The organism is Shewanella sp. S23-S33, assembly GCF_043359565.1.
Lineage (GTDB): Bacteria > Pseudomonadota > Gammaproteobacteria > Enterobacterales > Shewanellaceae > Shewanella > Shewanella oncorhynchi.
This window is the reverse complement of sequence record NZ_JBHFFD010000048.1, coordinates 76,873-101,333: the sequence shown is the minus strand read 5'-3', so window position 1 is coordinate 101,333 and position 24,461 is coordinate 76,873. Positions and strand designations below refer to the sequence as shown.

Sequence of the window (24,461 nt, the reverse complement as noted above, 5' to 3'; positions counted from 1 at the left end):
GCTCCACTGGCGAATGCCAATATAGAATCGATCGAAAATCTTCAGGGTATTCGTGCATTACAACAGCAAGCGCCGCAGTTATTAAGCTCAGGTTTACCAAATGAGCAGCAATTTTCACTGCTTAAACAAGCTGGTGTGGATGTGGTGATCAATCTTATGCCGGACAGCAGTAAAGATGCCCACCCTGATGAAGGTAAACTCGTGACTCAGGCCGGAATGGACTATGTGTATATTCCCGTGGATTGGCAAAATCCAAAGGTCGAAGATGTGGAAGCCTTCTTTGCGGCTATGGATCAGCATAAGGGGAAAGATGTATTAGTGCATTGTCTCGCTAATTATCGAGCGTCAGCGTTTGCTTATTTATATCAGTTAAAACAAGGCCAAAATCCCAACATGGCACAGACCATGGCGCCATGGAATGATGAGTTAACGATTTACCCTAAATGGCAAGCGTTACTTACGGAAGTGAGTGCTAAATACGGACATTGATCCTTGGCGACACGCCCTATAATGTGATGGCGCTAATTCGAGGAAGAATGGAATAGCGCCAAAACATAATTTTTATTTGAATTCACTTATCGTCCTAATACAGAATTAAATTTTTTGCCGTTTAGCAAGCATTGACATTTAAAGGAAAAATATCAGTGGATATAACACCATTTCTTGATAGGCCTGAATCAGTAAAGGGCTGGATAGATAAATGTATTTCTAATCGAGGTCTCGGATATTGGCTTGTTTATGAGGACACTTCACAGAATGATGATATTCAACTCACGACAACTTTATTACCGATAGTGGGTAGTACCAATAACTTTTCGGATCAAGAATTTGATGAGTTTGAAAATAGCCTGTTTAAAAGTGGCTATTGTTACTTCTTGAATATGGATCAAATCGAAGATGTCATTGACAACTACACAATGCAAAAAGCGCAATGGACAGATAGCGAATTACTTGAAGCTATTCTTTTTTATTTTAAGCGAGACGCGTTTATTTGCCTCTAAAGCGTTAATGAGTGATAGGTAAGGTGACGCATGAGCATTACGGAATGGAATAAAGCTTCGATTTATAATGTTGCATCGTCATAATTGTTTAACGCTAGCCGGTATAGTTGACACAATCAACTAATCTCGATATTGTTGATACAGTCAACTATATCGAGAGCCTTCTATGCCTTCATTGTCACTCAGTGAAACCTTGCACAGATTAGTGCATGCCTACAAAAAGCAATTGCGTAGTGATATTGCTGCACAAGAGATTGATTTACCAGTCACTCATATCCGAGCCTTGAAGGGTGTTTGTCGCAATCCTGAATCGACAGCCCAGTCTATCGCCCTGCGTATGCAGCGGGATAAAGCACAAATTACCCGTGTTCTTAATGAGCTACAGCAGAGCGGGTTGATCACTAAAATCGATAACCCTAAGGATGGCCGCAGCCAGTTACTGCGACCCACGGCTGAGGGGGAAAAGATCATGACTCAGATCAATGCCTCAGAACGTAAAACCGTGGCGCGCATGACGCAGGCGCTCAGTTCAGACGAAGTCGATACTTTTATTAAACTTGCCAATAGGATCAGTAAAAGTGTGGATGATGCCGCTGCCGCCAAAAGTGAAACTGATTGCCTTACTCAAAAAAGACCATCTAGTAAGCCAAAAGATACGGCTGGAAAAGGAGCCATTGAGTTGCGCTTAGCGGCAGAAAACGCAATAGGAGAAAATCATAATGAATAAACCTGCACCACGTGAGCTAGAAGTGATCCGCTCGACTTATATCACCCCACATATGTTACGCATTACCTTAGGCGGTGCGGGATTGGCTGGATTTCCTGCCGATCAAGAGAGTGCCTATATCAAGTTGTTATTCCCACAAGCGGGTGAGCGTCCATTAATGCGAACTTACACTATCCGTCAGCAACGCGATGATGAAATCGATGTGGATTTTGTGCTGCACGATACTGACGGCCCCGCATCGAGTTGGGCGAAAACGGCGCAGGTGGGCGAACTCATTCAAATTGGCGGCCCCGGACTTAAAAAACTGATCAATTTTGAAGCGGATTGGTTTTTACTCGCAGGTGATATGACCGCCTTACCCGCCATTAGCGTGAATCTGGCAAAATTACCAAACAATGCAGTGGGTTACGCTGTGATAGAAGTGCTAAGTGAAGCAGATATTCAACCTTTAGTGCATCCTGAACGCGTCGAGCTGCATTGGGTGATCAATCCTGAAGCCGATCCCGAAGGTCGCCCTTTGGTCGAGCGAATTGCCCAATTACCTTGGCTTGCTGGCGAGCCCGCCGTATGGATTGCCTGTGAATTTAATAGCATGCGCGCGTTAAGAAGGCATTTTAAGCAAGCGCATTCATTGCTTAAGAGCCATTTTTATACCTCGAGCTATTGGAAAATAGGTTGTAACGAAGGTGAGCATAAACTGGTAAAACAAGAAGATGAGCAGTTAGAAAATACTGCAGAGTAGCGGTTTAAAAGTGATTACTCGTCCTGCCAATGTAAGTGCTTATCTTAGTCCATATAGGTTCTATCGGACCTGCATGGTGTGAAGGGCTGCTATTAGGTGGTATTACGTAATTTAAAATATTTATTAAGTATGCCATATTATATAGGAACCAATATTCATATACTTTATGGCACTTTAATCAAGATAGGGTAAGGCGATGATTCAACTTGTGCTCACCCTGCTTCTGTTTAATTGTCATCTATTGGGACATATTGAATTCTTTTACTAACAAAATATTATCTGTTAAATCACGTAAGGTTAGTATGTAATTCCCCGTTGATTGATCAGTCGGTAGTATTTTGTGAGTACAACTCCACTCATTAATATCGTTATCACTCCATAGTAAATGGTTATTAAGGGCCTTGGTATTTCCTTCGGCGTCAAGGTAACTCCAGTTGCAGACTAAACCAACTTTATCTTTTTTAGAGATTTTATCTAGCGAAAATACGACCCCAATCACATTGCCTGGATTAAACTTTATAATTTTTGTTTCTTGGACCTCGCTTTTATCTCTTCTCCCGCCGGATTTAATTATAATGCCTGCAGTTATATCATCGAGAGTAAATGGTTTTAATTTAATATTAAATTCGCTATCGATCACATCCTGAAGTAACCGTAATTCACTCGAATTAAAGTCTGACTCAGCAAAAATTTCAGCAATTACCTGCGTCTGTAAAGATAGGCTTGACTTGTTAACTTCATTTTCTTGTAAGTAAGTTGATTTTGCTTTCAAGTCGGACAACTTAAGTAGCTCTGCACATCGGCTAACGTCTTTGTTAATGCCAGCACCAATGCATAGAGCTTTCGCCATCATCAGCCTTGCTTTTGCATCTGCTCCTTGTTTATTGGCTAATTCAAAATAGTGGAATGCTTTGGGAAGATCAGATGGGATTCCATCCTCACCATTAAAAATAATTCCTAGCATATAGTTAGCTGGCGCAAAGCCTGCTAAAGCCGCTTTTTCAAACCAAGAAATGGAAGTCAGTTTCTCATCATTTTCATAATTTTTTATACCAACTATATAGTTTGCTCGGCCGCTGCCCATTTTGGAGGCTCTAAGATAATAACTCATAGCAAGCTCTTTATTGAGCTCTATTTTACTCTCCCAATTTCTGGCATCACCAAGCTGTAAATAATCTTCTGCGAGGGAGGCTAACTGGTTTTTGTCCTTTTCAATTACGGACTCATATTCAGGTAAGGCCAATGTGCGCTGTAGAAAATCTGCTGTTGAAATAATCTCATGTTGCTGCCAATATCGACTATTGTGCCCGTGTCCAGTTTTCTTGTAATACAAAGTTTCCGGCGCTCGATCTCTTGCCTTTAAGACGTATTCTAGTCTGTGACTATGTTCTAGTTCAGCAGTCATATCATTTGCACCAGCAATTAATAATACAGGAACATTGATTTTTTCTGACAAATAAACTGGCGACGTTTCTTTTAATTCAGCGCTATATTTACCGACAGTATTAGCCGTCATTTGGCGATATTCTTCGGTTGTTTTTACATTGTTAGAATTAAACAGTAAAGGTAGATCGTAAATACCGTATGCACCAACGACACACTGGTATTGATCTGGATGTTTAATTGCGAGCATCATTGAAGAGTAACCACCATAGCTGGCGCCTATAGCGCAGCTACGACTAAAATGATGGGTAGCTCGAATATTTTCTACCGCCGCGGTGATGTCCTTTTCAATGTCTAATCCAAACTGGCCCACACCACTTTTAAGAAAGGCTTTACCGTATCCAGTTGACCCTCGGAAGTTAACCCTTAATACTGCAAACCCTCTGCTAGTAAGGTATTGACTCTCAGGGTTGAAGCTATCGTAATCTCGGACACCAACTGGCCCGCCGTGGGGCATAACTAATAACACACCATTTGCACTCTCTGGCAGGGGGAGAGTCAAATATGATTCTACAGAGACGCCAGTATCTGATTTAACGGTAAATGTTTCCGTTTTACTCAATGGATAGCCTTCGAGGTTTGGTAGTACTTTGGACAATAAAAATGCTGTATTTGTCTCATTATTGTATATGTAGCGAGTACCTGGATCATCAGAAGCATAAACATATAATGCGCTGAACTTGCCGCTTGATGATGTTGTTGTTACTACAGTATGTTTATTCGGAAATGAATTACGAAATTTTGTTTTCTGAAGATTAGCTTGCTGATCGAAGTATTGTATATTTAACTGACCATTCTCATAATAGGAAACAGATTGTAACTGATTATTGTCATCAAATGTACTGTCTATTAAATCAAATTTTGGATTTTCATAAACAAGTTCGGTAACTTGCTGTCGTTTGATGTCAAATTTATGCAATGCGACTTTGTCTGTGCTTTGATTACTTAGTACAAACATAGTATTACTATCAATAATATGTTGTGGAATGAAGGTTTCCTTGCCTGAAGATATACTAAATAAATGTTGCCAGTTAGTATTTTTAAGATGACGATAATGGAAGTCAACTTTTTTTGCATCGCTATCCACAGTCAGTGCAAATAGCATTTCTTTATTTTTGTCAAAAAAATAACCATAAGCATTTTTAAGCTTATCATCAATTAAGTTTTTTGACGAAAATAAACCATTTTTTAGTTCATTTACTGTTACTTCGTATAGTTTTTCATATTCACTAGTGCGGCTTTTGTAGCCGTATAACACTGCTCCTGAATTATGGTTTCCTCGGACAAGAGAGCCTTGAAACATCAGTCGATTTACTTCTGATGAAACGGCGCCATTTTTCAGCGTGATATTTAGCATAACTTGAAAACTGCTTTGTCCTCGAGAATATTTTACATAGATATTGTTGTTATCAAGCCATGAATATTCTGTAATGTTTTCATCTGGATCTAATTTAATGATGTTAGTATATTCATTAGTTGTTATATCAATCAAGGATAAGAATTTACCTTTATCTTCAACTACTTCACCTGAAATGTATTTCTCGTTTGGTGAAAACTGCAGGTTACTTAATGCAGGGGGGGCGTATAATTTATTTGCAGGAATTGGCGATGCGATGGAACTGGTTATATTTATTCCAAATGTAAAAACGAATATCACAAGCAGTATTTTCATAGTGCTGATCCTTTCTTGATTTTACGGGCGTACTCAAAAAAATGGTCTTCTCCTGGGCCAGCGTAGTTCAGTTCCCTAACTTTATAAATTTGAGGGAAGTTAACCTCCAAATATTCAAGTGCACTAGTTGATTGGTTTTCCAAAATTGCTTTAACACCGTCAAGTGAGTAAAGGCTCCAAAGCGCATCAACACTCAGATGACCTATATAATTTATTTTACCCGGCTCTATATGAAAATTCCACATATCATCAGTCAACTCTATTTTTAAATAACGATTTAATTTTATATCGTTAATATCATAGTCACCAGCAGGCACATCAACCATTATATAGTTTGAACCCCATTTTAGATCTTGCTCAGTAAGTTTTAGAGACTTTGTGCCGCCGATAATTATGCTGTGCAAGTCTATATTGGTATCGACCGACATGAGTAAATAGCCTGTATTGGCATCAAGCGGGATATCCTGATCGTTTTTTAACTTTGAAATGGGCTGTATGCAACCACTTAGCAACCAGCAGACGCAGATTGGCAGTAAAAATTGCTTCATGAAGAGTGCATCCTTACGATGAATTTCCTTTAAAAATGGTTTATAGATTAGTCAACCAAAAGCCACAAAAAACTGGTCGCCTATATCGATAACTACATACATTACACTTAATTGTCACAATATTGCAATGTCAGTGTTGAGTTAAACGAAATCATTGAAATGCGTGGCAAAACATAGTTGTGTAAAGGGTGACCTTATCGTCATACACCTGAAGACTATCGTTCGATGAAATCGGTTGGTGTATTAGTAATGTAATGACAGAACTAGCTTGGAAGCTAAAGTGGAGTATTCAAAGAGGTGTTAAATTGGATATTCCTCATTGTAACTGTATTAACAGCATGCAAGGGACTTCAACTGGATGCATATATTATGCTAGAGATGGATTCAATGCGTGCTGTCATGGGGCTGGCGATTAATTGGAGGTGGTCATTAATCACTAGTTCAGTCGTTTCCTAGTGTATTTTCGCGTTCTGGACTTAAAATGAGGTTCAAGCGGGAATGCCATTTTTTCCCCGCTTGATTCGGTACGGTTTATATCGTTAATGTATGGACAGGTAAAATATAGCTCAGACTTAGTTTAATTTTTTTAGTGCTCATTGATGAACTAGCTTGCCATTCTTTACCACATCTTTGCAGGGATTGACGCCGTAGGAATAGGCTAATTGCGCAGGAGTGGCGATATCCCACAGACAAAAATCGGCTTGTTTGCCAACGACTAAACTGCCAACAGTGTCTTCAATTCCTAGTGCTTTGGCGGCATTTAAGGTGAGTCCTGTTAGGGCTTCTTCTGGTGTTAAGCGGAACAAGGTGCAGCCCATATTCAGCATCAACAGGGTTGAGCAAATGGGGGATGAACCTGGGTTAAAATCGCTGGCGAGTACCATAGGTACGCCGTATTGGCGCAATAAATCGATAGGTGGTTTTTGGGTTTCCCGCAAAAAGTAAAACGCGCCTGGCAGCAGTACGGCGCAGGTGCCGCTTTCACTTAAGGCTTTAACGCCTGTCTCATCTAAATATTCGATATGATCTACAGAGTTAGCACCAAGACGTGCTGCCAGTGCACTGCCACCCATATTAGTTAACTGCTCGGCATGGAGCTTAATCTCTAAGCCCGCCGCTTTGGCTGCGCAGAGTACCCGTTCGGTTTGCTCAAGGTTAAAGGCGATATTCTCGCAGAACACATCTACCGCATCGGCGAGGTTTTCGGCGATCACTGCGGGCAGCATCTTATTGATAATTAAGTCGACGTAGCCGTCGCTATTGTCTTTATATTCTGGCGGAATCGCATGGGCGCCAAGGAATGTGGTCTTCACATCTACGTGGTGATGTTTGCCGAGCTCGCGGGCGACACGCAGGATTTTCAATTCAGTTTCAGTATCTAAACCATAACCCGATTTGATCTCAACCGTAGTCACCCCTTCTTTGGCGAGCGCGTTTAAGCGCTGGCGGCCGAGTTCAAATAATTCTGCTTCATCCGCTTCGCGGCAGGCTTTAACGGTTGAAATAATGCCGCCACCTGCACGAGCAATTTCTTCGTAACTCGCGCCCTGTAGGCGTAACTCAAATTCATTGGCGCGATTACCGGCAAAGATTAAGTGGGTGTGGGCGTCAATTAATCCTGGGGTGATCCAGCCGCCTTTGCCCCTGTAAACGGGAATTGACAACACATCGAAGGCGGGCAGTTCGCTGCGGGGGCCAAGCCAAGCAATTTTGCCATCTTTTACTGCGATGGCCGCGTTGGTGATCGCACCATAAGGTGCTGATACGGAAGGGTCCATTGTGGCTAAGTTAACGTCTATCCAAACCTGATCCCAAGACATGTATTCCCCTCGCTGTGCTGGCAGATGTTAACCAAGTGATTAACGGTTTATTAAATTTATGTGAGCTGGCTTGTATTTGCTTGTATATACAAGCTAGGATTGTAGCCGCAATTTTGAACGTTTGAAAGAGTGAATAGCATCTAGATTCTAGCGCTTTATATTGAGGAAATGTTTTGGCTACACCTAAGTTTGCAGAAATTAAGCAATACATTATCTCCTCTATCGAGTCGGGTGAGTGGGAAGAGCATGCTCGCGTGCCTTCTGAGAATCAGCTTGCCGATTTGTTTACCTGCAGCCGAATGACGGCGCGACGTGCGCTAACCGAGCTGACAGATAGCGGTGTGCTTGAGCGTTCTCAAGGGCTAGGCACCTTCGTCGCAGGGTGTAAATCCCAGTCGTCTATGTTGGCGATCCGCAATATTGCCGATGAGATAAAAGACCGCGGCCACGGCTATAGCGTACAGCAATGGGCGTTAGAGCAAGTCGCGGCGAGTACGAGTATCGCAATTTCCCTTGGACTTGAGCACGGTGCGACAGTATTCCATTCGATCTTAGTGCATTGCGAGCAGGGCTTACCGTTGCAAGTCGAAGAGCGTTATGTGAATCCCGAGTTGGTGCCCGATTATTTATTGCAGGATTTTACCCAGCAGACACCCCACGAATATTTGTCCCAAGTGGCACCGCTGACCGAGGCGCATCACACGATTGAAGCGATTATCGCCAGTGAAGAATTACAGCAAAGGCTCGAAATCCCCGCCACTGAGCCCTGTCTACAGATTTTACGCCGCACTTGGTCACGCCAAGGCGTCGTGAGTTTCGCAAAATTAGTTCATCCAGGTAGCCGCTTTAAACTCGGTGGCCACTTAACCTTTAGCAAGTAACGCCAGTGGCGTGATTAACAGATGTAAATCAGTAACTTTGATAGCTGTACCCTTATAAGTTAAAAGATAAAAACACAATAAAAACAATAGTGCTAACCCGTATTAGCGACTTAGCGAATACGAGTTAGCACCACAGGTTGAAAGAGGAAAATTCAATGGATAAGCGCCACGACCCAAGCCGCCGTATTATTGCACCGCATGGCACACAATTAAGCTGTAAGAGTTGGCTCACAGAAGCGCCAATGCGTATGTTAATGAACAACTTACATCCCGATGTCGCCGAGCGCCCTGAAGACTTAGTCGTCTATGGTGGTATTGGCCGCGCCGCCCGCGATTGGGACTGTTACGACAAAATCATCGAAGTCCTACAACGCCTCGAAGACGACGAAACCTTATTAGTGCAATCGGGCAAACCTGTGGGCGTATTTCGCACCCATGCGGATGCACCGCGCGTGCTGATTGCTAACTCAAACCTAGTGCCACATTGGGCGAACTGGGAACATTTCAACGAGTTAGATAAGCTAGGTTTGGCCATGTACGGCCAAATGACGGCCGGTTCGTGGATTTACATAGGCACTCAAGGTATCGTCCAAGGTACTTACGAGACCTTTGTGTCGGTCGCAAAACAGCACTTTGAGGGCATCTCTAAAGGCAAATGGATCCTCACTGGCGGGTTAGGCGGCATGGGCGGCGCACAAACGCTGGCAGGCACTATGGCTGGCTTCTCAGTGTTAGCCTGTGAAGTCGACGAAACCCGCATCGATTTCCGTCTGCGCACTCGCTATGTTGACAAAAAAGCTACTTCGCTCGATGAAGCATTAGCCATGATTGAAGAAGCGAACCAAGCTGGCAAGCCAGTATCCGTTGGCTTACTGGCGAACGCCGCCGATGTGTTTGCTGAATTAGTTAAACGCGGCGTTACCCCAGATGTCGTGACCGACCAAACCTCTGCCCATGATCCATTAAACGGTTATCTGCCGCAGGGGTGGACTATGGCTGAGGCTGCGGCCATGCGTAAAACCGACGAAGCGGGCGTAGTGAAAGCGGCGAAAGCTTCGATGGCGGTGCAAGTACAAGCCATGCTCGACCTGCAAACCGCGGGTGCAGCCACGCTCGATTACGGTAACAACATTCGCCAAATGGCGTTTGAAATGGGCGTTGAAAATGCCTTTGATTTCCCAGGTTTTGTACCTGCTTATATTCGCCCACTGTTCTGTGAAGGCATAGGTCCGTTCCGCTGGGTGGCGTTATCTGGCGATCCCGAAGATATCTACAAAACCGACGCTAAAGTCAAAGAACTGATCCCAGATAATCCACACCTGCACAATTGGTTAGACATGGCGCGCGAGCGTATCGCCTTCCAAGGTCTGCCAGCGCGTATTTGCTGGGTTGGCTTAAAAGATCGCGCTCGCTTGGCGTTAGCTTTCAACGAAATGGTCAAAAGCGGCGAGTTGTCGGCGCCCGTGGTAATTGGCCGTGATCACTTAGATTCTGGCTCCGTGGCTAGCCCTAACCGCGAAACCGAATCTATGCTGGACGGCTCAGATGCAGTATCCGATTGGCCATTACTGAACGCACTACTTAACACCGCTAGCGGTGCAACTTGGGTATCTTTGCACCACGGCGGCGGCGTCGGCATGGGCTTTAGCCAACATTCGGGTGTGGTGATTGTGTGTGACGGCACCGATGCGGCGGCAAAACGGGTTGGCCGCGTGTTGTGGAACGACCCCGCGACAGGCGTGATGCGCCATGCCGATGCGGGCTACGAGATTGCGAAAAACTGTGCCAAGGAGCAGGGCCTCGATTTACCTATGCAAGACTAGCCGATGCTAACGACTCAATAACAATAATAACTAAAAGCTTGGAGCTAAAAATATGAAATCTGTGAATCACTTAGTGTTAACGCCGGGCAGCTTGAGCCTAGCGCAATTGCGCGAAATCAGCCGTCATAAGTTGACACTGGAACTCGCACCTGAGGCCATTACTGATATCAACACCAGTGCGCAAATCGTGCAAAAAGTGTTGGATGAAGGCCGTACCGTTTATGGCATCAACACGGGCTTTGGCTTGTTGGCCAATACCAAGATAGCGCCCGAAGATCTGCAATTGCTGCAACGTTCTATCGTGTTGTCACATGCCGCTGGCACGGGGCAATACATGCAAGATGCCACAGTGCGCTTGATGATGGTGTTAAAAATCAACTCGTTAAGCCGTGGTTTTTCAGGCATTCGTTTAGAAGTGATTAACTTCTTAATCAGCTTAGTGAACGCCGAAGTGTATCCCTGCGTGCCAGAAAAAGGCTCTGTTGGCGCCTCGGGTGACTTAGCGCCACTGGCGCACATGTGTTTGCCTATGCTGGGCGAAGGCGAAATGAGCTATCGAGGCGAGTTAATTTCTGCCGCTGAAGGCTTAGAAATCGCGGGTCTCAAGCCAATCGATTTAGCGGCGAAAGAAGGGCTAGCCCTGCTTAACGGCACACAAGCCTCGACTGCGCTGGCACTGGAAGGGTTGTTCCATGCCGAAGACTTGTTCGCAGCAAGTTCAGTGATCGGTGCCATGAGCGTCGAAGCCGCTATGGGCAGCCGTAGCCCGTTTGATCCTCGCATCCATGCGGCGCGTGGTCAGAAAGGTCAAATCGATTCGGCCATGGTCTTCCGTCATCTACTGGGTGAAGAGTCTGAGATAAGCTTAAGTCATGCTAACTGTGAAAAGGTGCAAGATCCTTACTCACTGCGCTGTCAGCCACAGGTGCTGGGTGCTTGCTTGACCCAAATTCGTCACGCGGCTGATGTGTTAGGCACAGAGGCCAATGGCGTAACCGATAATCCACTGGTGTTCCAAGACACGGGCGATATCATTTCGGGTGGTAACTTCCACGCCGAACCCGTGGCTATGGCGGCGGATAATCTGGCGATTGCAATTGCTGAACTGGGCTCCATTGCCGAGCGTCGTATCGCGCTATTGATCGATTCTAGCCTGTCGAAACTGCCCCCTTTCCTTGTGAAAAACGGCGGGGTGAATTCGGGCTTTATGATCGCCCAAGTGACGGCGGCGGCATTGGCGTCTGAGAACAAAACCTACGCTCATCCGGCATCAGTTGACAGCTTGCCAACATCGGCAAACCAAGAAGACCATGTTTCTATGGCGACCTTTGCGGCCCGCCGCTTGCGCGATATGAGCGAAAATACCCGTGGTGTACTGGCAATTGAATTGTTAGCGGCGGCGCAGGGTTTAGATTTCCGCGCGCCTTTAGCCCCAAGTGCTGCAGTGGCTAAGGCTAAAGCCGAATTACGTGAAGTTGTCGCTTATTACGATAAAGACAGATACTTTGCGCCAGATATCGAAGCCGCGACAGATTTGTTGTATACAGCGAGCTTTAACACTTATCTGCCAGCAGGAACGCTAGCCAGCTTTTAGGCGTTTGTTTTAGTTTAATCGCTGAACAGGTGTTTACTCCGCGGGAATAGGCTGCACTGAGGCGCTTTTGTTATCGCGCCCAGATTTTGCGCCTCAATGCGCTAAAAATAAGCGTTAAAAGGCAAAATTTAAGGTGCAGGCAGATTGCTTGTGCCTTTTTATTTGTTTTTTTCCTGCTTTTCCTCGATCTTTGTCTTTGCCATTTTGGTGTGTTTAACACCGCAGACTCTGCACTTTTTGCCCTAATCTTTACATTGTCAGTTTTTGTGGCTGTCTATCCCTCTAGAAACCGTTACCTTTGTGTTTTTATCCGCCATCATTATGCATATTTGAATGCATATAATCATTTTTAATAACCATAACTCTATGATGTGGGACAATATGGGGCTGTCATGTTGGACAAATTGTCTTTTGCGGTTTATTGGTTTTTAATTCCTTTTTTGTGCTTTTATCATTGATAAATGGTCTTTGATGCTTTTTTTGTTAATGTTTTTGGAGTTAAGTTCTGTGGTTGTTTATTTGAGATCTTGATCTCATGTCATTATTTGTTATCTATTTCTTCTTTGTGGATAATCTTAAATTAAGTGTGGTCTTTAGTAGGACTCACTCAATCGGTTGCCATTTTTACCACAGCAACCACTAGACTCATAACGACAAGAGTGTGAGAGGACGCAATGAACAGACGCCAGTTTTTTAGACTGTGTGCTGCCGGAGCTGCCACCTCAGCAATTTCAGCGTTGGGATTGATGTCCGAAAAGGCCTATGCGGCCGTTCGAGAATTCAAACTCATTAGCGCGAAAGAAACCCGCAATAACTGCTGCTATTGCTCAGTGGGTTGCGGATTGCTGATGTACAGCAAAGGAAGTAACGGCAAAAACGCCGAACAAAGTATTTTCCATATCGAAGGGGATGCAGACCATCCAGTCAACCGCGGGGCCTTGTGTCCTAAGGGTGCTGGTCTAGTGGATTATGTGAACAGCCCTAATCGTCTTAAATATCCTGAGTACCGTGCGCCAGGCAGTAATGAATGGACTCGTATCAGCTGGACTGAAGCTTACCAACGCATCGCCCGTCTGATGAAGAATGACCGTGATGCTAACTTGATTGAAAAGAATTCTGCTGGGATGACGGTTAACCGTTGGCTTAGCACTGGGATGATGACCTCGTCGGCGATGCCGAATGAAGGCGGCTATATCACCCAGAAATTTGCACGGGCACTGGGCCTAGTTGCAATCGATACTATTGCGCGTAACTGACACTCTCCAACGGTAGCAAGTCTTGCTCCGACATTTGGACGTGGTGCCATGACCAACCACTGGATCGATATTAAAAACTCTAATTTGATCATTATTATGGGCGGTAATGCTGCAGAGGCTCACCCTGTCGGATTCGGCTGGGTTACAGAAGCTATGCAACATAACAACGCTAAACTTCTGGTGGTCGATCCTCGCTTCACCCGTAGCGCCGCTGTGGCCGATTACTATGCGCCGATTCGCTCGGGCACAGATATCGCCTTCCTGCTTGGGGTGATCCGCTATCTTATTGAAACTAAACAAGTGAACTACGACTATGTGAAGGCTTATACCAATGCCAGTTACATAGTGCGCGAAGACTTCTCTTTTAGTGAAGGTCTGTTCAGTGGTTTCGATGAAGAAACAGATAGCTACAATAAAGAGTCTTGGTATTACGAGTTAGACGAACAGGGTTACGCGAAAATCGATCCTAGCTTCGAACATCCACGCTGTGTGTGGAACTTAATGAAGCAACATGTAGAACGCTATGACTTTGAAACAGTAAGCAATATTACCGGTACGCCGATTGCGGACTATGAGATCGTTTGCCAACAAATTGGTAGTACTCATACCCACGATAGAGCTGCGACCTTTATGTATGCCTTAGGTTGGACTCATCACAGTAAAGGGGCGCAGAACATTCGCTCTATGGCCATGGTGCAGTTGCTGCTGGGTAACATTGGGGTGTTGGGCGGTGGTGTTAACGCTCTGCGTGGACACTCGAACGTGCAAGGCGCGACCGATATGGGTTTATTGTGTCAAAGCTTGCCCGGTTACCTCAAGTTACCGAACGAAAAAGACATTAATCTTAAAACCTATCTCCACAACTATACCCCTGTCGCTCTGCGTCCGGGTCAAACCAACTATTGGCAAAATTACCCTAAATTCTTTGTTTCACAAATGAAGAGCTTTTGGGGCGATAACGCCACGGTTGAAAATGACTTTGGTTATGACTGGTTGCCGAAATGGGACAAGCAGTACGACTTTACTAAACACTTAGATATGGCTTTCCACGGCGAAGTGAATGGCTACATTATCCAAGGTGTTAACGCCATTAACTCTATGCCAAACCGTAATAAGGTACTCAAAGCCTTGAGTAATCTTAAATACATGGTGGTGTTAGATGCCTTGGCAACGGAAACCGCAACCTTCTGGCAAAATGCCGATGGCTTCAATGAAGTCAATCCCGCTGAAATCATGACGGAAGTGTTCCGTTTACCTACGACATGTTTTGCCGAGGAAGAAGGTTCCATCGTCAACTCTGGCCGTTGGATGCAGTGGCATTGGAAGGGGGCTAACCCGCCGGGTGAGGCCAAGCCAGATGCTGAGATTCTCTCTGGCGTCTTAATGGCAATGCGTGAACTGTACAAACAAGAGGGCGGTAAGCTGCCTGAGCCAGTGCACGCGATGAGCTGGAATTACCACAATCCTCACTCACCGCACGCTGAAGAAATCGCTCGCGAGCTTAACGGTAAGGATCTCGTGACTCAACGTCAGCTCAGTAGTTTTGCTGAACTGAAAGCTGATGGTAGTACCGCCAGCGCCTGTTGGATTTATGCGGGTTCTTGGACCGAAGAAGGCAACTTGATGGCTCGCCGCGACAACCATGATCCTTCCGGTAAAGGTGTTACTCCGGGTTGGGCATTTGCTTGGCCAGCAAACCGTCGTGTGCTGTATAACCGTGCTTCTTGCGATATCAACGGCAAACCTTGGGATCCAAAACGCACTATCGTCGAGTGGGTTGACGGTAAGTGGCACGGTATCGATGTGGGCGACTTCAATATGAAGTTAACACCACAGGAATCCGCTGGCCCCTTCATCATGCAACCCGAAGGTGTGGGTCGTTTCTTCGCCCTTAAATTATTGGCCGAAGGTCCGTTCCCTGAGCACTACGAGCCGATGGAGTCGCCTATTGGGTTGAACCCGTTACACAAGGTCACCAGTAACCCTGCGGTACGTATGTTACCGGGTGTGAAGGAAACCCTAGGTTCCCATAAGGACTTCCCTTATGTGGCAACTACTTACTGTGTAACTGAACACTTTAACTTCTGGTCTACGCATGCTCGTTTAGCTGCGATTTCTATGCCTGAAACCTTCGTCGAAATCGATGAAATGTTAGCGGCAGAAAAAGGTATCGCCAATGGGGATTGGGTCACTGTCAGCTCTAAACGCGGCAGCATTGAAACCAAAGCCTTAGTGACTAAACGGCTACAGCCGTTAAAGGTAAATGGCCAGTTAGTCCATACCGTCGGGTTACCCCGTCACGGCAGCCATAATGCACTCACTCGTAAGAGTTACTCCTGTAACGTACTCACCACGGAAGTGGGGGATGCAAATACACAGGTGCCTGAGTTCAAAGCATTTTTGGTTAACATCACTAAAGCGGAGGGGATCTGATTATGGCATCACAAGACATTATCCGCCGCTCCGGTACTTCAGCGGTGACGCCTGCGGCAAAGGGGCGTAATTCGTCAGAAAAGGTCGCTAAGCTGTTCGACGCCACTAAGTGTAATGGCTGTAAAGCCTGCCAAGTGGCGTGTTCTGAGTGGAATGATTTACGGGAAGAGGTGGGCACCTTCCAAGGCAGTTACCAAAACCCTATGTCGCTATCGGGCCAATGTTGGACCCTGATGGAGTTCCATGAGGTGATGGAAAGCAACAAGCTGCGTTGGCAATTTACCCACTCGGCCTGTATGCACTGTGCTGACCCTGCCTGCTTAACGGCCTGTTCGACCTCTGGCGCGATTATCCAGCACGCCAATGGTGTGGTGGACTTCGATTCGGACAAATGTATCGGCTGCGGTTATTGCGCCAGTGCTTGTCCTTTCGATGTGCCCAAAATCGATCCTAAGGATAACAAGGCCTACAAGTGCACTATGTGCTCTGACCGTTTGGCTGTGGGATTGGAACCTTCCTGCGTTAAGTCCTGTACCACAGGGGCGCTGCGTTTTGGCACCCGTGAGGACATGTTGTTCTACTCGCAAAAACGGGTCGAAGAACTGAAGGAAAAGGGCTTTGCTAAGGCAGGACTTTATAACCCTGAGGGTGTAGGTGGCACGGGTATGATGATGATATTGCACGATATCGAGCAGCCCGAAAGCTACAACATGCCCGATAACCCGCAGATCCCACTGTCACTTACTCTGTGGCAGGACTGGGTCAAACCTTTAGGCACTATGGGCATTCTTGCCACTGCCGCCGTCGCTTGTCTGCATAAGATCACCGTCGGTCGCAACATAGTCGAAGAAGACCAACCGGGTTATCAACCGCCAGAGGAAGAGGCTAAGCAGGAAGAGGGGGCCGACAAATGAGCAAGCATGATAAGCAAGAAATGATAGTGCGTCACAAGCTGTTCGATCGCATCTGTCATTGGTTCATTGTGGCGGTTGGCCTAGTGACATTTCTCACTGGCTTTTCCTTCTTCTATCCGTCGTTTCAATGGCTGGGGGCGATAGCGGGCACCCCGCAATTGGCGAAGTTTATTCATCCCATTGCGGGCTTGATGATGTGCTTACCTTTGATGTTGATGTTGGTGCGTTACTACAAACACAACAAATGGGAAAAGCACGACCTCGCTTGGATGCTCGCCATTAAGGATGTGATGTTCGAGAACGAGGAGAAAATCCCGCCTATCGGCCATTACAACCCTGGGCAAAAGGTATTGTTTCGCGCCTTCGTGCTGACATCTATCACTTTAACGGTGACGGGAATCATCATGTGGCAGCCTTACTTTGCGCCCTATTTCTCCGCCACTGTGGTGGGTTGGGCCATTCTGTTGCACGCCATTTGTGCGCTCATCATGTTGATTTTTGTGATGGTGCATTTCTGGATGGCGACATGGGTGGAAGGGTCGGTTACGGGTATGCTTTACGGCAAAGTCTCTAAGGCTTGGTGCCGCAAACATCACCCTGTGATGTTGGATGAACATTCGGACGTGGAGAAACATTAATGAGTCATACAGCCGAGATACCTCTGGCCCAAGGCAGCGAATCGCCGCTGGAACTTAAACCGTTAAAAGCGGCAGATCCCCAAGCTGTGTATCACAGAAGGGCGCAGCGTTTGCTGTCATTGGCCAAGGACTCGCCGCTGGCTGACTACTTTGAGCTATGTCGCCGTTTGGTCTCTATACAGGCCAGGTTAGCGCAGGAGGCTGACTTCGGTAAGCTTCTCGCTTGGGGGAAAGATGAGGCGACTCCGCTTTCCCTGTTGGGCTCAGAGGCAGATAGCTATTGGCAAGGACTGCTACAGCAACTGTTAAGTGATTTGTTGCCGCAGGTGGATGAATCCATTGCTCGGGTAGTGCGTTTGCTGATGCAGCAATCGCCCGAGCAACTGAGTTTGTGGGGGCGTTCACTACGCCAAGGGCATGTCAGTGAAGTGCCTGCCCGTTTTAGCTTATTCATCTGGGCAGCGATGGGCGTTTATTGGTCGCATTGGGCACCTATGGTCATCAAGCGGATGGATCAGCGCAAGGTGGCGCAGCAAAGTATGTGTCCCGTGTGTGGATGTCATCCGGTGGCGAGTGTGATTGTCGATCAGCCTCGAGCTGGTTTGCGCTACTTGCATTGCAGTCTGTGCGAGAGCGAATGGCATTACATTCGCGCCCATTGCACCAGTTGCGGTCAGGACAAAGAGATGACGATTTGGTCGCTAGATGATGCCAAGGCTCAAGTGCGGATCGAAAGCTGCGATGAATGTCATGGCTATACCAAGATGATGTTCGTCGAGAAGTCACCTTCTATGGATGTGGCGGCAGACGATCTCGCGACCTTGATGTTAGACAGTGAGCTAAATGCTAAGGGCTTCGGGGCAACAACACTGAACCCACTGCTACTGGCCCACGAAACCACGTAAGCCACATAGCTTAAACAAATGCGGGAGGGAGTCGGGTTGCTGATGCCTTCCTGCTTTTTATAAACCAATGGCAATAATATAAACAAAATGACACAGATGATGACCCAAGCACCTGAAACACTACAAGTTCTGTACCGAGCTTTGCCTTCAATGGATAGCCTACTTGCAGAGCCTAGTTTTGTGGTATTGCAGCAGTCCTACGGCAAAGCGGCAGTAAAGGCCGCACTGGATAACCAGTTAAAGGCGGCGCGCAGCTTAATTGGCCGTGAGCACCGTTTGCCGACATGGTGTGGCGAGCTTGCGCAATTGCACAGATATTTGGTTGATCAACTGTCTAACGATTACAGCCACAGCTTAAAACCCGTGTGGAATCTCACTGGCACCATATTGCATACCAACCTTGGCCGAGCGCAGCAGTCAGAAGCGGCAATTCGAGCTGTCACTTCTGTTATGCGCTACCCCACACCGCTGGAGTTTGAGCTTGCGGCAGGTGAACGTGGTCACAGGGATAATGCGATCAGTGCTTTAATCCAGCGCTTAACGGGTGCCGAGGCTTGTTGTGTCGTGAATAACAATGCCGCAGCTGTGTTGTTGATGCTGTCAGCGGTGGCTGCGGGGAAAGAAGTCATAGTATCCCGTGGTGAGTTGGTGGAAATTGGCGGCGCGTTTCGCATCCCTGACATTATGCGCCAAGCGGGCTGCACCTTAGTCGAGGTCGGCAGCACCAATCGGACTCACCTTAAGGATTATGAGCAGGCCATTACTGAAAATACCGCTGCGATAATGAAGGTCCACACCAGTAATTATCATATCAGTGGTTTTACTGCCGTAGTGGAGGAGGCAAGGCTGGGTCAGTTATGCCGTGAGCGTGGTATATCACTCATTTCGGATCTTGGTAGTGGATCACTGACGGATCTGCGCCGCTTTGGCCTAAAACAAGAACCTACGCCCCAAGCCATGCTAGCCGATGGAGTCGATCTAGTGAGTTTTTCCGGCGACAAACTATTGGGTGGCCCTCAGTCTGGTTTGATCGTTGGCAAACAGTCGCTGATTAAGAAGTTACAGAGTCATCCACTAAAGCGCGCCCTGCGTTGCGATAAGCTGATTTTGGCGGCGTTAGAAGCGACATTGATCCACTATCTTCACCCTGAAACCTTAGACATTGAGCTGCCCATTATGGCGAAATTTGCCCGTAGCCAAGAGGTGTTATGGCAGATTGGTCGTCGCTTACAGCAAGCTTTGGTTCCACACTTTGAACCTTGTTATCGCATTGAGTTAGTCGAGTGCCAAACACAGGTCGGCAGTGGCTCACAGCCCGATACTTTTTTACCCTCAGTGGCGCTGTGTTTTACCGCACTCAATGGCGGTAGTTTAAGTTTGTTAGAACAACAATTTAAGCAGGCGGCACGGCCTATCATAGGTCGCATGAGTCAGGACCAACTCAGATTAGATCTGCGCGGTCTTGATAGTGAAGCCGAACTCCTCGCCGAGTTGAGCACTTTAGGTGTGCAGTTGTGATCATTGTTACTGCGGGTCATGTCGATCATGGCAAGAGTACGCTTATTCGCGCTTTGACGGGGATGAATACCGATCGTCTGCCGGAGGAAAAACGCCGTGGTATGACGATCGATCTTGGCTATGCGTTTATGCCACTTCGAGATGGTTCGCGGCTTGCTTTTATTGATGTGCCCGGCCACGAAAAATTTATCAACAACATGCTGGTGGGCGTGAGTCATGCTCGACACGCCCTGTTGGTGATGGCCTGTGACGATGGCGTAATGCCGCAAACCCGTGAGCATCTGCAAATTCTTGCGCTCTTACCTTTGCACAGTTTGACCTTAGTGCTAACTAAGCGGGATTTAGTTGATAGTGACAAGGCGGCACAGCTTGTCGCCGATGGACTCACTTTGCTGGCCGAGTATGGCATTGAGGCCAGTGGTGTTTTTGAAGTGTCGGCGAATGGCACCGCCGACTTAGCATCTCATGGCGTGGCGGCGCTGAAGGCGCATATTCTTGATTTAGGCGAGCAAGAGTCAAAGCGGGCGGAGGATGCCAGCAGCTTTAGGATGACGCTCGATCGCGCTTTTAGTGTGAAAGGTGCGGGTTGTGTCGTGACTGGCACAGTGATCAGCGGCAGCGTATGCGTGGGGGATAGTCTTTTTAGCTCAGGGCAAAAGGCCAAACTCAGAGTGCGAGGCATACATTGTCAGGGACAAGAAGCCCAAAGGGCTGTCACGGGTACACGCGTAGCACTCAATTTAACGGGTGTCGATAACCATAGGGAGCCAGAGCGTGGCGATTGGCTGAGCAGTTTGCCTCAAGCGGAGCTCTGTAGCCGCCCCGTTGTGCACATTCGAGCCTTCGATTTTTTAGGCTGTGAGCCATTAGTGCATTGGCAAAATGTCCACTGTCACCATGGCGCCGATCATACTTTAGGTCGAGTTTCCCTGTTAAATGAAGCTGATGAAGAAGGCTTCTGTCTGGCGGAGTTAGTACTCGAAAAGCCACTACTCCTATGTCAGGACGATCGAATTGTCCTGCGACACATTGGGGGTAAACAGACTTTAGGTGCGGGGCGAGTGTTGGCGTTGAAAGTCCCTAATCGTAAGAAACGTACGCCTGAACGAGTCGCGAGATTACTGCAATTAGCACGCTTGGATAATCCTGCCCATGTGGTGGCTTTACTCGGCCAAACTCAGGCGCTAGAGCTTGATGAAATCGCGTGGCGTTGGCAATTAACTGACGAAGGGCTGGCTATGCTGTTAGCCCAAGCGGGTTTAGTCCGTTTTGGGGCATTTGCTATAGCGACAAGTTTACTTAAGCAAGAAAAACAACAGTTTATTACTTTACTTCACGAGTTCCATCAACAGCATCCCGACCAACTTGGGCTGGGACGTAATCGCCTGCAACGCATGAGCCATAGCGCTTTGCCGCCCGAATTAGCCAATAAAGTGCTCGATACGCTTTGCCAAGAAGGTCGCATGGTGCTGCGTGGTGCCTTGTTGCAGCTCGCTGAACACAAAATAGTGCTAGATGCTGAGGCTCAGCATTGTTGGCAGGCGCTTGCGCCTTGGCTGGCACAGCAAACTGCCCCCGTGTGGGTCACCGAAATGGGCGAATACCTTGCGCTAGAACCTGCCAAGTTAAGGTTGTTGTGTTTCCAGCTGGTGCAGCAGGGGTTTATTACTGCTGTGGTGAAGGACAGATATTTGCTCAGCGAGCAAATCTGTTACTACGCCAGCTTAGTGCGTACTCATATTGCAGAACACGGCAAGCTCGAAACGGCAGAATTTAAAGACATGGTTGGGCTTGGGCGTAAGGTGAGTATTCAACTGCTTGAGTTCTTTGACAGAAGTGGTTTTACCCGTAGGAAGTATCGCAGTAATAGCCGAGAAGTTCGGGATGCAGAGTTGTTTTTTTCCCATGAGAATTGGCGGAAGAACATAGGAGTCGAACCTACCCAGGACTGCTGGCAGCCCTACCCGGATTTGAAATCCGGACGCCTCACCGGAGACGACGTTCTTCCAATAGAAGACTTAGGGATAGTAGAAAATGCGTAAGGATGATTCAAGGCGATTCTTATTTAGTTTATGGGTTTGTGATACAAGTCTTAAATTGTTATCAAACTAATTGTTTTTATTTGGTTTTATAGTTTTAAAGGGGCGCTATGGAATATCATTCACATGAAGTGGTTACCGAAAGAAACGTAGTCTTGTTAGAACATGGGCACGCATCTGAGCTGACTGACTACTTAGCTAATGAAGTGCGGGTCGCACTGGTCTATAACGGCATAGCGCATACCGTGATGTTGGCGAGCCCTCAAGATTTAGAAGCCTTCGCTATTGGTTTTACGTTATCTGAACGTATCGTTTCCCATATCAATGATATCAAAGGGGTGGAGCTCGAGTTCACCAGTGAAGGCGTGTTGATCCAAGTGGAAATCAACCAACGATGCTTTATGGAACTCAAGCAGCAAAGGCGCAATATGGCAGGACGCACAGGTTGTGGATTGTGCGGTGTTGCCCAGCTCGAAGAGGCCGTCAAGCCTGTGATGCGGGTGGACTCAGATGCCAGATTCGATATCGAACACTTACAGGTTGCACTTGGGCAAATTCAAGATAATCAACAACATTTTAAGCTGACGGGCGCCACTCATGCGGCCATGGGGCTTAACCATCAAGGACAGATCATCGCCGCCTATGAGGATATAGGCAGGCATATCGCACTAGACAAGCTAATTGGCGCCTTTTCCGCTCACAATGTGGAACGTCCAGTGGCCGTATTGCTCACCAGTCGCGCGAGTTTTGAGATGGTGCAAAAGGCCGCTAGTGCCAATATCCAAATTCTGTTTGCTATGTCCGCCGTGACTTCACTGGCGTTGGAATTAGCAGAGAAAAGCAATATCACGCTTATCGGTTTTTGCCGTAATGGCAGGGCAACGCTTTACACCCACGGTTATCGCCTGTTGGGGCAGCAGTGTGTCAGCTTAGCTAAAGCCATTTAAGCGTGAGGCCACTTGTGATTGAAGTTGTCGAACGACTTAAATCACTCTGGCACACAGGTTATAAGCGCATTGCGCTTATTTTTTATAGTCTCGTTCATTAGGGTAATGACATGACATGGCAACAATTTAAACAAGAATATTTAGTCCGTTTTTGGGCGCCTATGCCAGCGGTTATCGCTGCAGGTATCCTTTCTACTTACTATTTTGGTTTGACCGGAACCTTCTGGGCCGTTACTGGGGAATTCACTCGTTGGGGTGGTCATTTACTGCAGTTTTTAGGTGCAGAACCAGAAACTTGGGGTTATTTCAAAGTGATAGGTCTGCAGGGCTCTCCTCTAGATCGTATCGACGGCATGATGATTATCGGTATGTTTGGCGGTTGTATTGCTGCTGCGCTTTGGGCCAATAACGTCAAACTGCGTATGCCACAGAGCCGTATCCGTATTGCTCAGGCACTGATCGGCGGCATTATTGCTGGCTTTGGTGCCCGTTTAGCTATGGGTTGTAACCTTGCCGCCTTCTTCACGGGTATTCCGCAGTTCTCTTTACATGCTTGGTTCTTTGCTTTGGCGACCGCAGCAGGCTCTTACTTTGGTGCAAGATTTACCTTACTACCGATGTTCCGTATTCCGATAAAACTGAAAAAAGTCGATAAAGCGACTTCAATCAAGCAGGACGAAAACCAAGCTAGACGTCGTTTCCGTATCGGTATGCTGGTGTTTGTTGGCATCGTCGGTTGGGGGTTGTTGACTATGTTCAATGCGCCAAAACTCGGCATTGCTATGCTCTGTGGTGTTGGTTTTGGTTTATTAATCGAACGGGCCCAAATCTGCTTTACCTCAGCGTTCCGCGATATGTGGATCACTGGTCGTACTCACATGGCGAAGGCGATTATCTTAGGCATGGCGGTCAGTGCGATAGGCATTTACAGCTATGTGCAACTGGGTGTGCCACCTAAGATCATGTGGGCTGGCCCTAATGCGGTGATCGGCGGCTTACTGTTTGGTTTTGGTATTGTACTGGCTGGTGGTTGTGAAACGGGTTGGATGTATCGTGCAGTCGAAGGCCAAGTACATTTCTGGTGGGTGGGCTTAGGTAACGTGTTGGGTTCAACCTTACTGGCGTATTACTGGGATGATATCGCTCAGCCATTAGCAACGAACTGGGACAAAGTGAATTTACTGACCAGCTTTGGCGATAAAGGCGGATTATTGCTGACCTATGTGCTGCTGGGGCTCTCTTTTGGCGCTATGTTGCTGTGGGAAAAACGTTTCTTTGCTCGTAAGGCGAAGCGTGATGAACAATTGCTAGCGGAGGCGGCGTAATGGCTCAATATATTCCAGATTATCAACTCGATATGGTGGGTGAACCTTGCCCTTATCCCGCAGTGGCTACCCTTGAGGCTATGCCAAAGTTAAAGCCCGGTGAAATTCTCGAGGTGATTAGTGACTGCCCGCAGTCTATTAACAACATTCCCCTCGATGCTAAAAATCATGGTTATAAAGTGCTGGAAATTGAGCAGAATGGTCCGACTATTCGTTATCTGATCCAGCGTTGAGG

Annotated in this window: 18 protein-coding genes, 1 tRNA gene and 1 pseudogene; 16 read left to right on the top strand and 4 right to left on the bottom strand. The window is 47.0% G+C overall.

Translation table 11 applies throughout. The features are described from left to right. The 4 genes from ACHA99_RS12790 to ACHA99_RS12775 form a co-directional block, all read left to right on the top strand. Nucleotides 1–489, top strand: a 489-nt coding sequence (locus ACHA99_RS12790; RefSeq protein ID WP_393943116.1) for a protein tyrosine phosphatase family protein, incomplete at its 5' end; no start/stop codon positions are given. 155 nt (nt 490–644) lie between these two features. Further along, nucleotides 645–1,001 (top strand): hypothetical protein, encoded by a 357-nt coding sequence (locus ACHA99_RS12785; RefSeq protein WP_131524582.1) that lies wholly within the window; start codon nt 645–647, stop codon nt 999–1,001. Between the two features lie 166 nt (nt 1,002–1,167). Then, the gene (locus ACHA99_RS12780; RefSeq protein ID WP_393943113.1) at nt 1,168–1,728 is read left to right on the top strand and encodes a MarR family winged helix-turn-helix transcriptional regulator; all 561 of its coding nucleotides are present in this window, start codon (nt 1,168–1,170) and stop codon (nt 1,726–1,728) included. Further along, nucleotides 1,721–2,470, top strand: a complete 750-nt coding sequence (locus tag ACHA99_RS12775) for a siderophore-interacting protein (protein ID WP_393943111.1) — start codon at nt 1,721–1,723, stop codon at nt 2,468–2,470. Before ACHA99_RS12780 ends, ACHA99_RS12775 begins: the two co-directional genes overlap by 8 nt. A 238-nt stretch (nt 2,471–2,708) precedes the next feature. Here the strand turns inward: ACHA99_RS12775 and ACHA99_RS12770 are convergent, their stop codons facing one another. The 3 genes from ACHA99_RS12770 to hutI form a co-directional block, all read right to left on the bottom strand. Beyond that, complete coding sequence (locus ACHA99_RS12770; protein WP_393943109.1) at nt 2,709–5,585, bottom strand: prolyl oligopeptidase family serine peptidase; 2,877 nt, start codon at nt 5,583–5,585, stop codon at nt 2,709–2,711. After that, nucleotides 5,582–6,133, bottom strand: coding sequence for a hypothetical protein (locus tag ACHA99_RS12765; RefSeq protein ID WP_393943107.1), 552 nt, complete (start codon nt 6,131–6,133; stop codon nt 5,582–5,584). Before ACHA99_RS12765 ends, ACHA99_RS12770 begins: the two co-directional genes overlap by 4 nt. Before the next feature lie 593 nt (nt 6,134–6,726). Continuing rightward, complete coding sequence (gene hutI / locus ACHA99_RS12760) at nt 6,727–7,953, bottom strand: imidazolonepropionase (protein ID WP_393943105.1); 1,227 nt, start codon at nt 7,951–7,953, stop codon at nt 6,727–6,729. 173 nt (nt 7,954–8,126) lie between these two features. On the opposite strand from hutI, the gene hutC reads away from it, so the two are divergent. The 9 genes and pseudogenes from hutC to selB form a co-directional block, all read left to right on the top strand. After that, the gene (gene hutC, locus ACHA99_RS12755) at nt 8,127–8,834 is read left to right on the top strand and encodes a histidine utilization repressor (protein ID WP_263202574.1); all 708 of its coding nucleotides are present in this window, start codon (nt 8,127–8,129) and stop codon (nt 8,832–8,834) included. A gap of 155 nt (nt 8,835–8,989) precedes the next feature. Then, on the top strand, nt 8,990–10,657 hold the full coding sequence (gene hutU / locus ACHA99_RS12750) for a urocanate hydratase (protein ID WP_393943102.1): 1,668 nt from the start codon (nt 8,990–8,992) through the stop codon (nt 10,655–10,657). Between the two features lie 52 nt (nt 10,658–10,709). Then, the gene (gene hutH, locus ACHA99_RS12745) at nt 10,710–12,251 is read left to right on the top strand and encodes a histidine ammonia-lyase (RefSeq protein WP_173242519.1); all 1,542 of its coding nucleotides are present in this window, start codon (nt 10,710–10,712) and stop codon (nt 12,249–12,251) included. A gap of 674 nt (nt 12,252–12,925) precedes the next feature. Then, nucleotides 12,926–15,940: a formate dehydrogenase-N subunit alpha gene (fdnG, locus tag ACHA99_RS12740; protein WP_173496974.1), complete on the top strand. Its 3,015-nt coding sequence runs from the start codon at nt 12,926–12,928 to the stop codon at nt 15,938–15,940. 2 nt (nt 15,941–15,942) lie between these two features. Continuing rightward, nucleotides 15,943–16,854 carry a formate dehydrogenase subunit beta gene (fdxH, locus tag ACHA99_RS12735; protein WP_287480897.1) on the top strand — a complete coding sequence of 304 codons (912 nt, stop codon included), beginning with the start codon at nt 15,943–15,945 and terminating at the stop codon, nt 16,852–16,854. Continuing rightward, nucleotides 16,851–17,492 carry a formate dehydrogenase subunit gamma gene (locus tag ACHA99_RS12730; RefSeq protein ID WP_011982054.1) on the top strand — a complete coding sequence of 214 codons (642 nt, stop codon included), beginning with the start codon at nt 16,851–16,853 and terminating at the stop codon, nt 17,490–17,492. The genes fdxH and ACHA99_RS12730 overlap by 4 nt, the downstream gene beginning before the upstream one ends. After that, nucleotides 17,492–18,397 (top strand): formate dehydrogenase accessory protein FdhE, encoded by a 906-nt coding sequence (gene fdhE, locus ACHA99_RS12725; protein ID WP_131524596.1) that lies wholly within the window; start codon nt 17,492–17,494, stop codon nt 18,395–18,397. Before ACHA99_RS12730 ends, fdhE begins: the two co-directional genes overlap by 1 nt. Before the next feature lie 96 nt (nt 18,398–18,493). After that, a complete protein-coding gene (gene selA / locus ACHA99_RS12720) occupies nt 18,494–19,915 on the top strand; it encodes an L-seryl-tRNA(Sec) selenium transferase (protein WP_393943120.1) in 1,422 nt (473 codons plus the stop codon). Then, nucleotides 19,912–21,759 (top strand): annotated as a pseudogene (selB, locus tag ACHA99_RS12715) (selenocysteine-specific translation elongation factor); the annotation flags it as partial. The gene selA and the pseudogene selB, both read left to right, overlap by 4 nt. Before the next feature lie 69 nt (nt 21,760–21,828). Here the strand turns inward: selB and ACHA99_RS12710 are convergent. After that, nucleotides 21,829–21,923, bottom strand: a tRNA-Sec gene (locus tag ACHA99_RS12710). A 141-nt stretch (nt 21,924–22,064) separates the two neighbouring features. Between ACHA99_RS12710 and fdhD the strand changes: the two genes are divergently transcribed. The 3 genes from fdhD (at nt 22,065) to yedF (ending at nt 24,459) form a co-directional block, all read left to right on the top strand. After that, the gene (fdhD, locus tag ACHA99_RS12705; RefSeq protein ID WP_219254663.1) at nt 22,065–22,901 is read left to right on the top strand and encodes a formate dehydrogenase accessory sulfurtransferase FdhD; all 837 of its coding nucleotides are present in this window, start codon (nt 22,065–22,067) and stop codon (nt 22,899–22,901) included. A 110-nt stretch (nt 22,902–23,011) separates the two neighbouring features. Further along, nucleotides 23,012–24,226 (top strand): selenium metabolism membrane protein YedE/FdhT, encoded by a 1,215-nt coding sequence (yedE, locus tag ACHA99_RS12700; RefSeq protein ID WP_393943098.1) that lies wholly within the window; start codon nt 23,012–23,014, stop codon nt 24,224–24,226. Next, nucleotides 24,226–24,459 (top strand): sulfurtransferase-like selenium metabolism protein YedF, encoded by a 234-nt coding sequence (gene yedF, locus ACHA99_RS12695; RefSeq protein WP_107946196.1) that lies wholly within the window; start codon nt 24,226–24,228, stop codon nt 24,457–24,459. The genes yedE and yedF overlap by 1 nt, the downstream gene beginning before the upstream one ends. Nucleotides 24,460–24,461 lie beyond the last annotated feature (2 nt).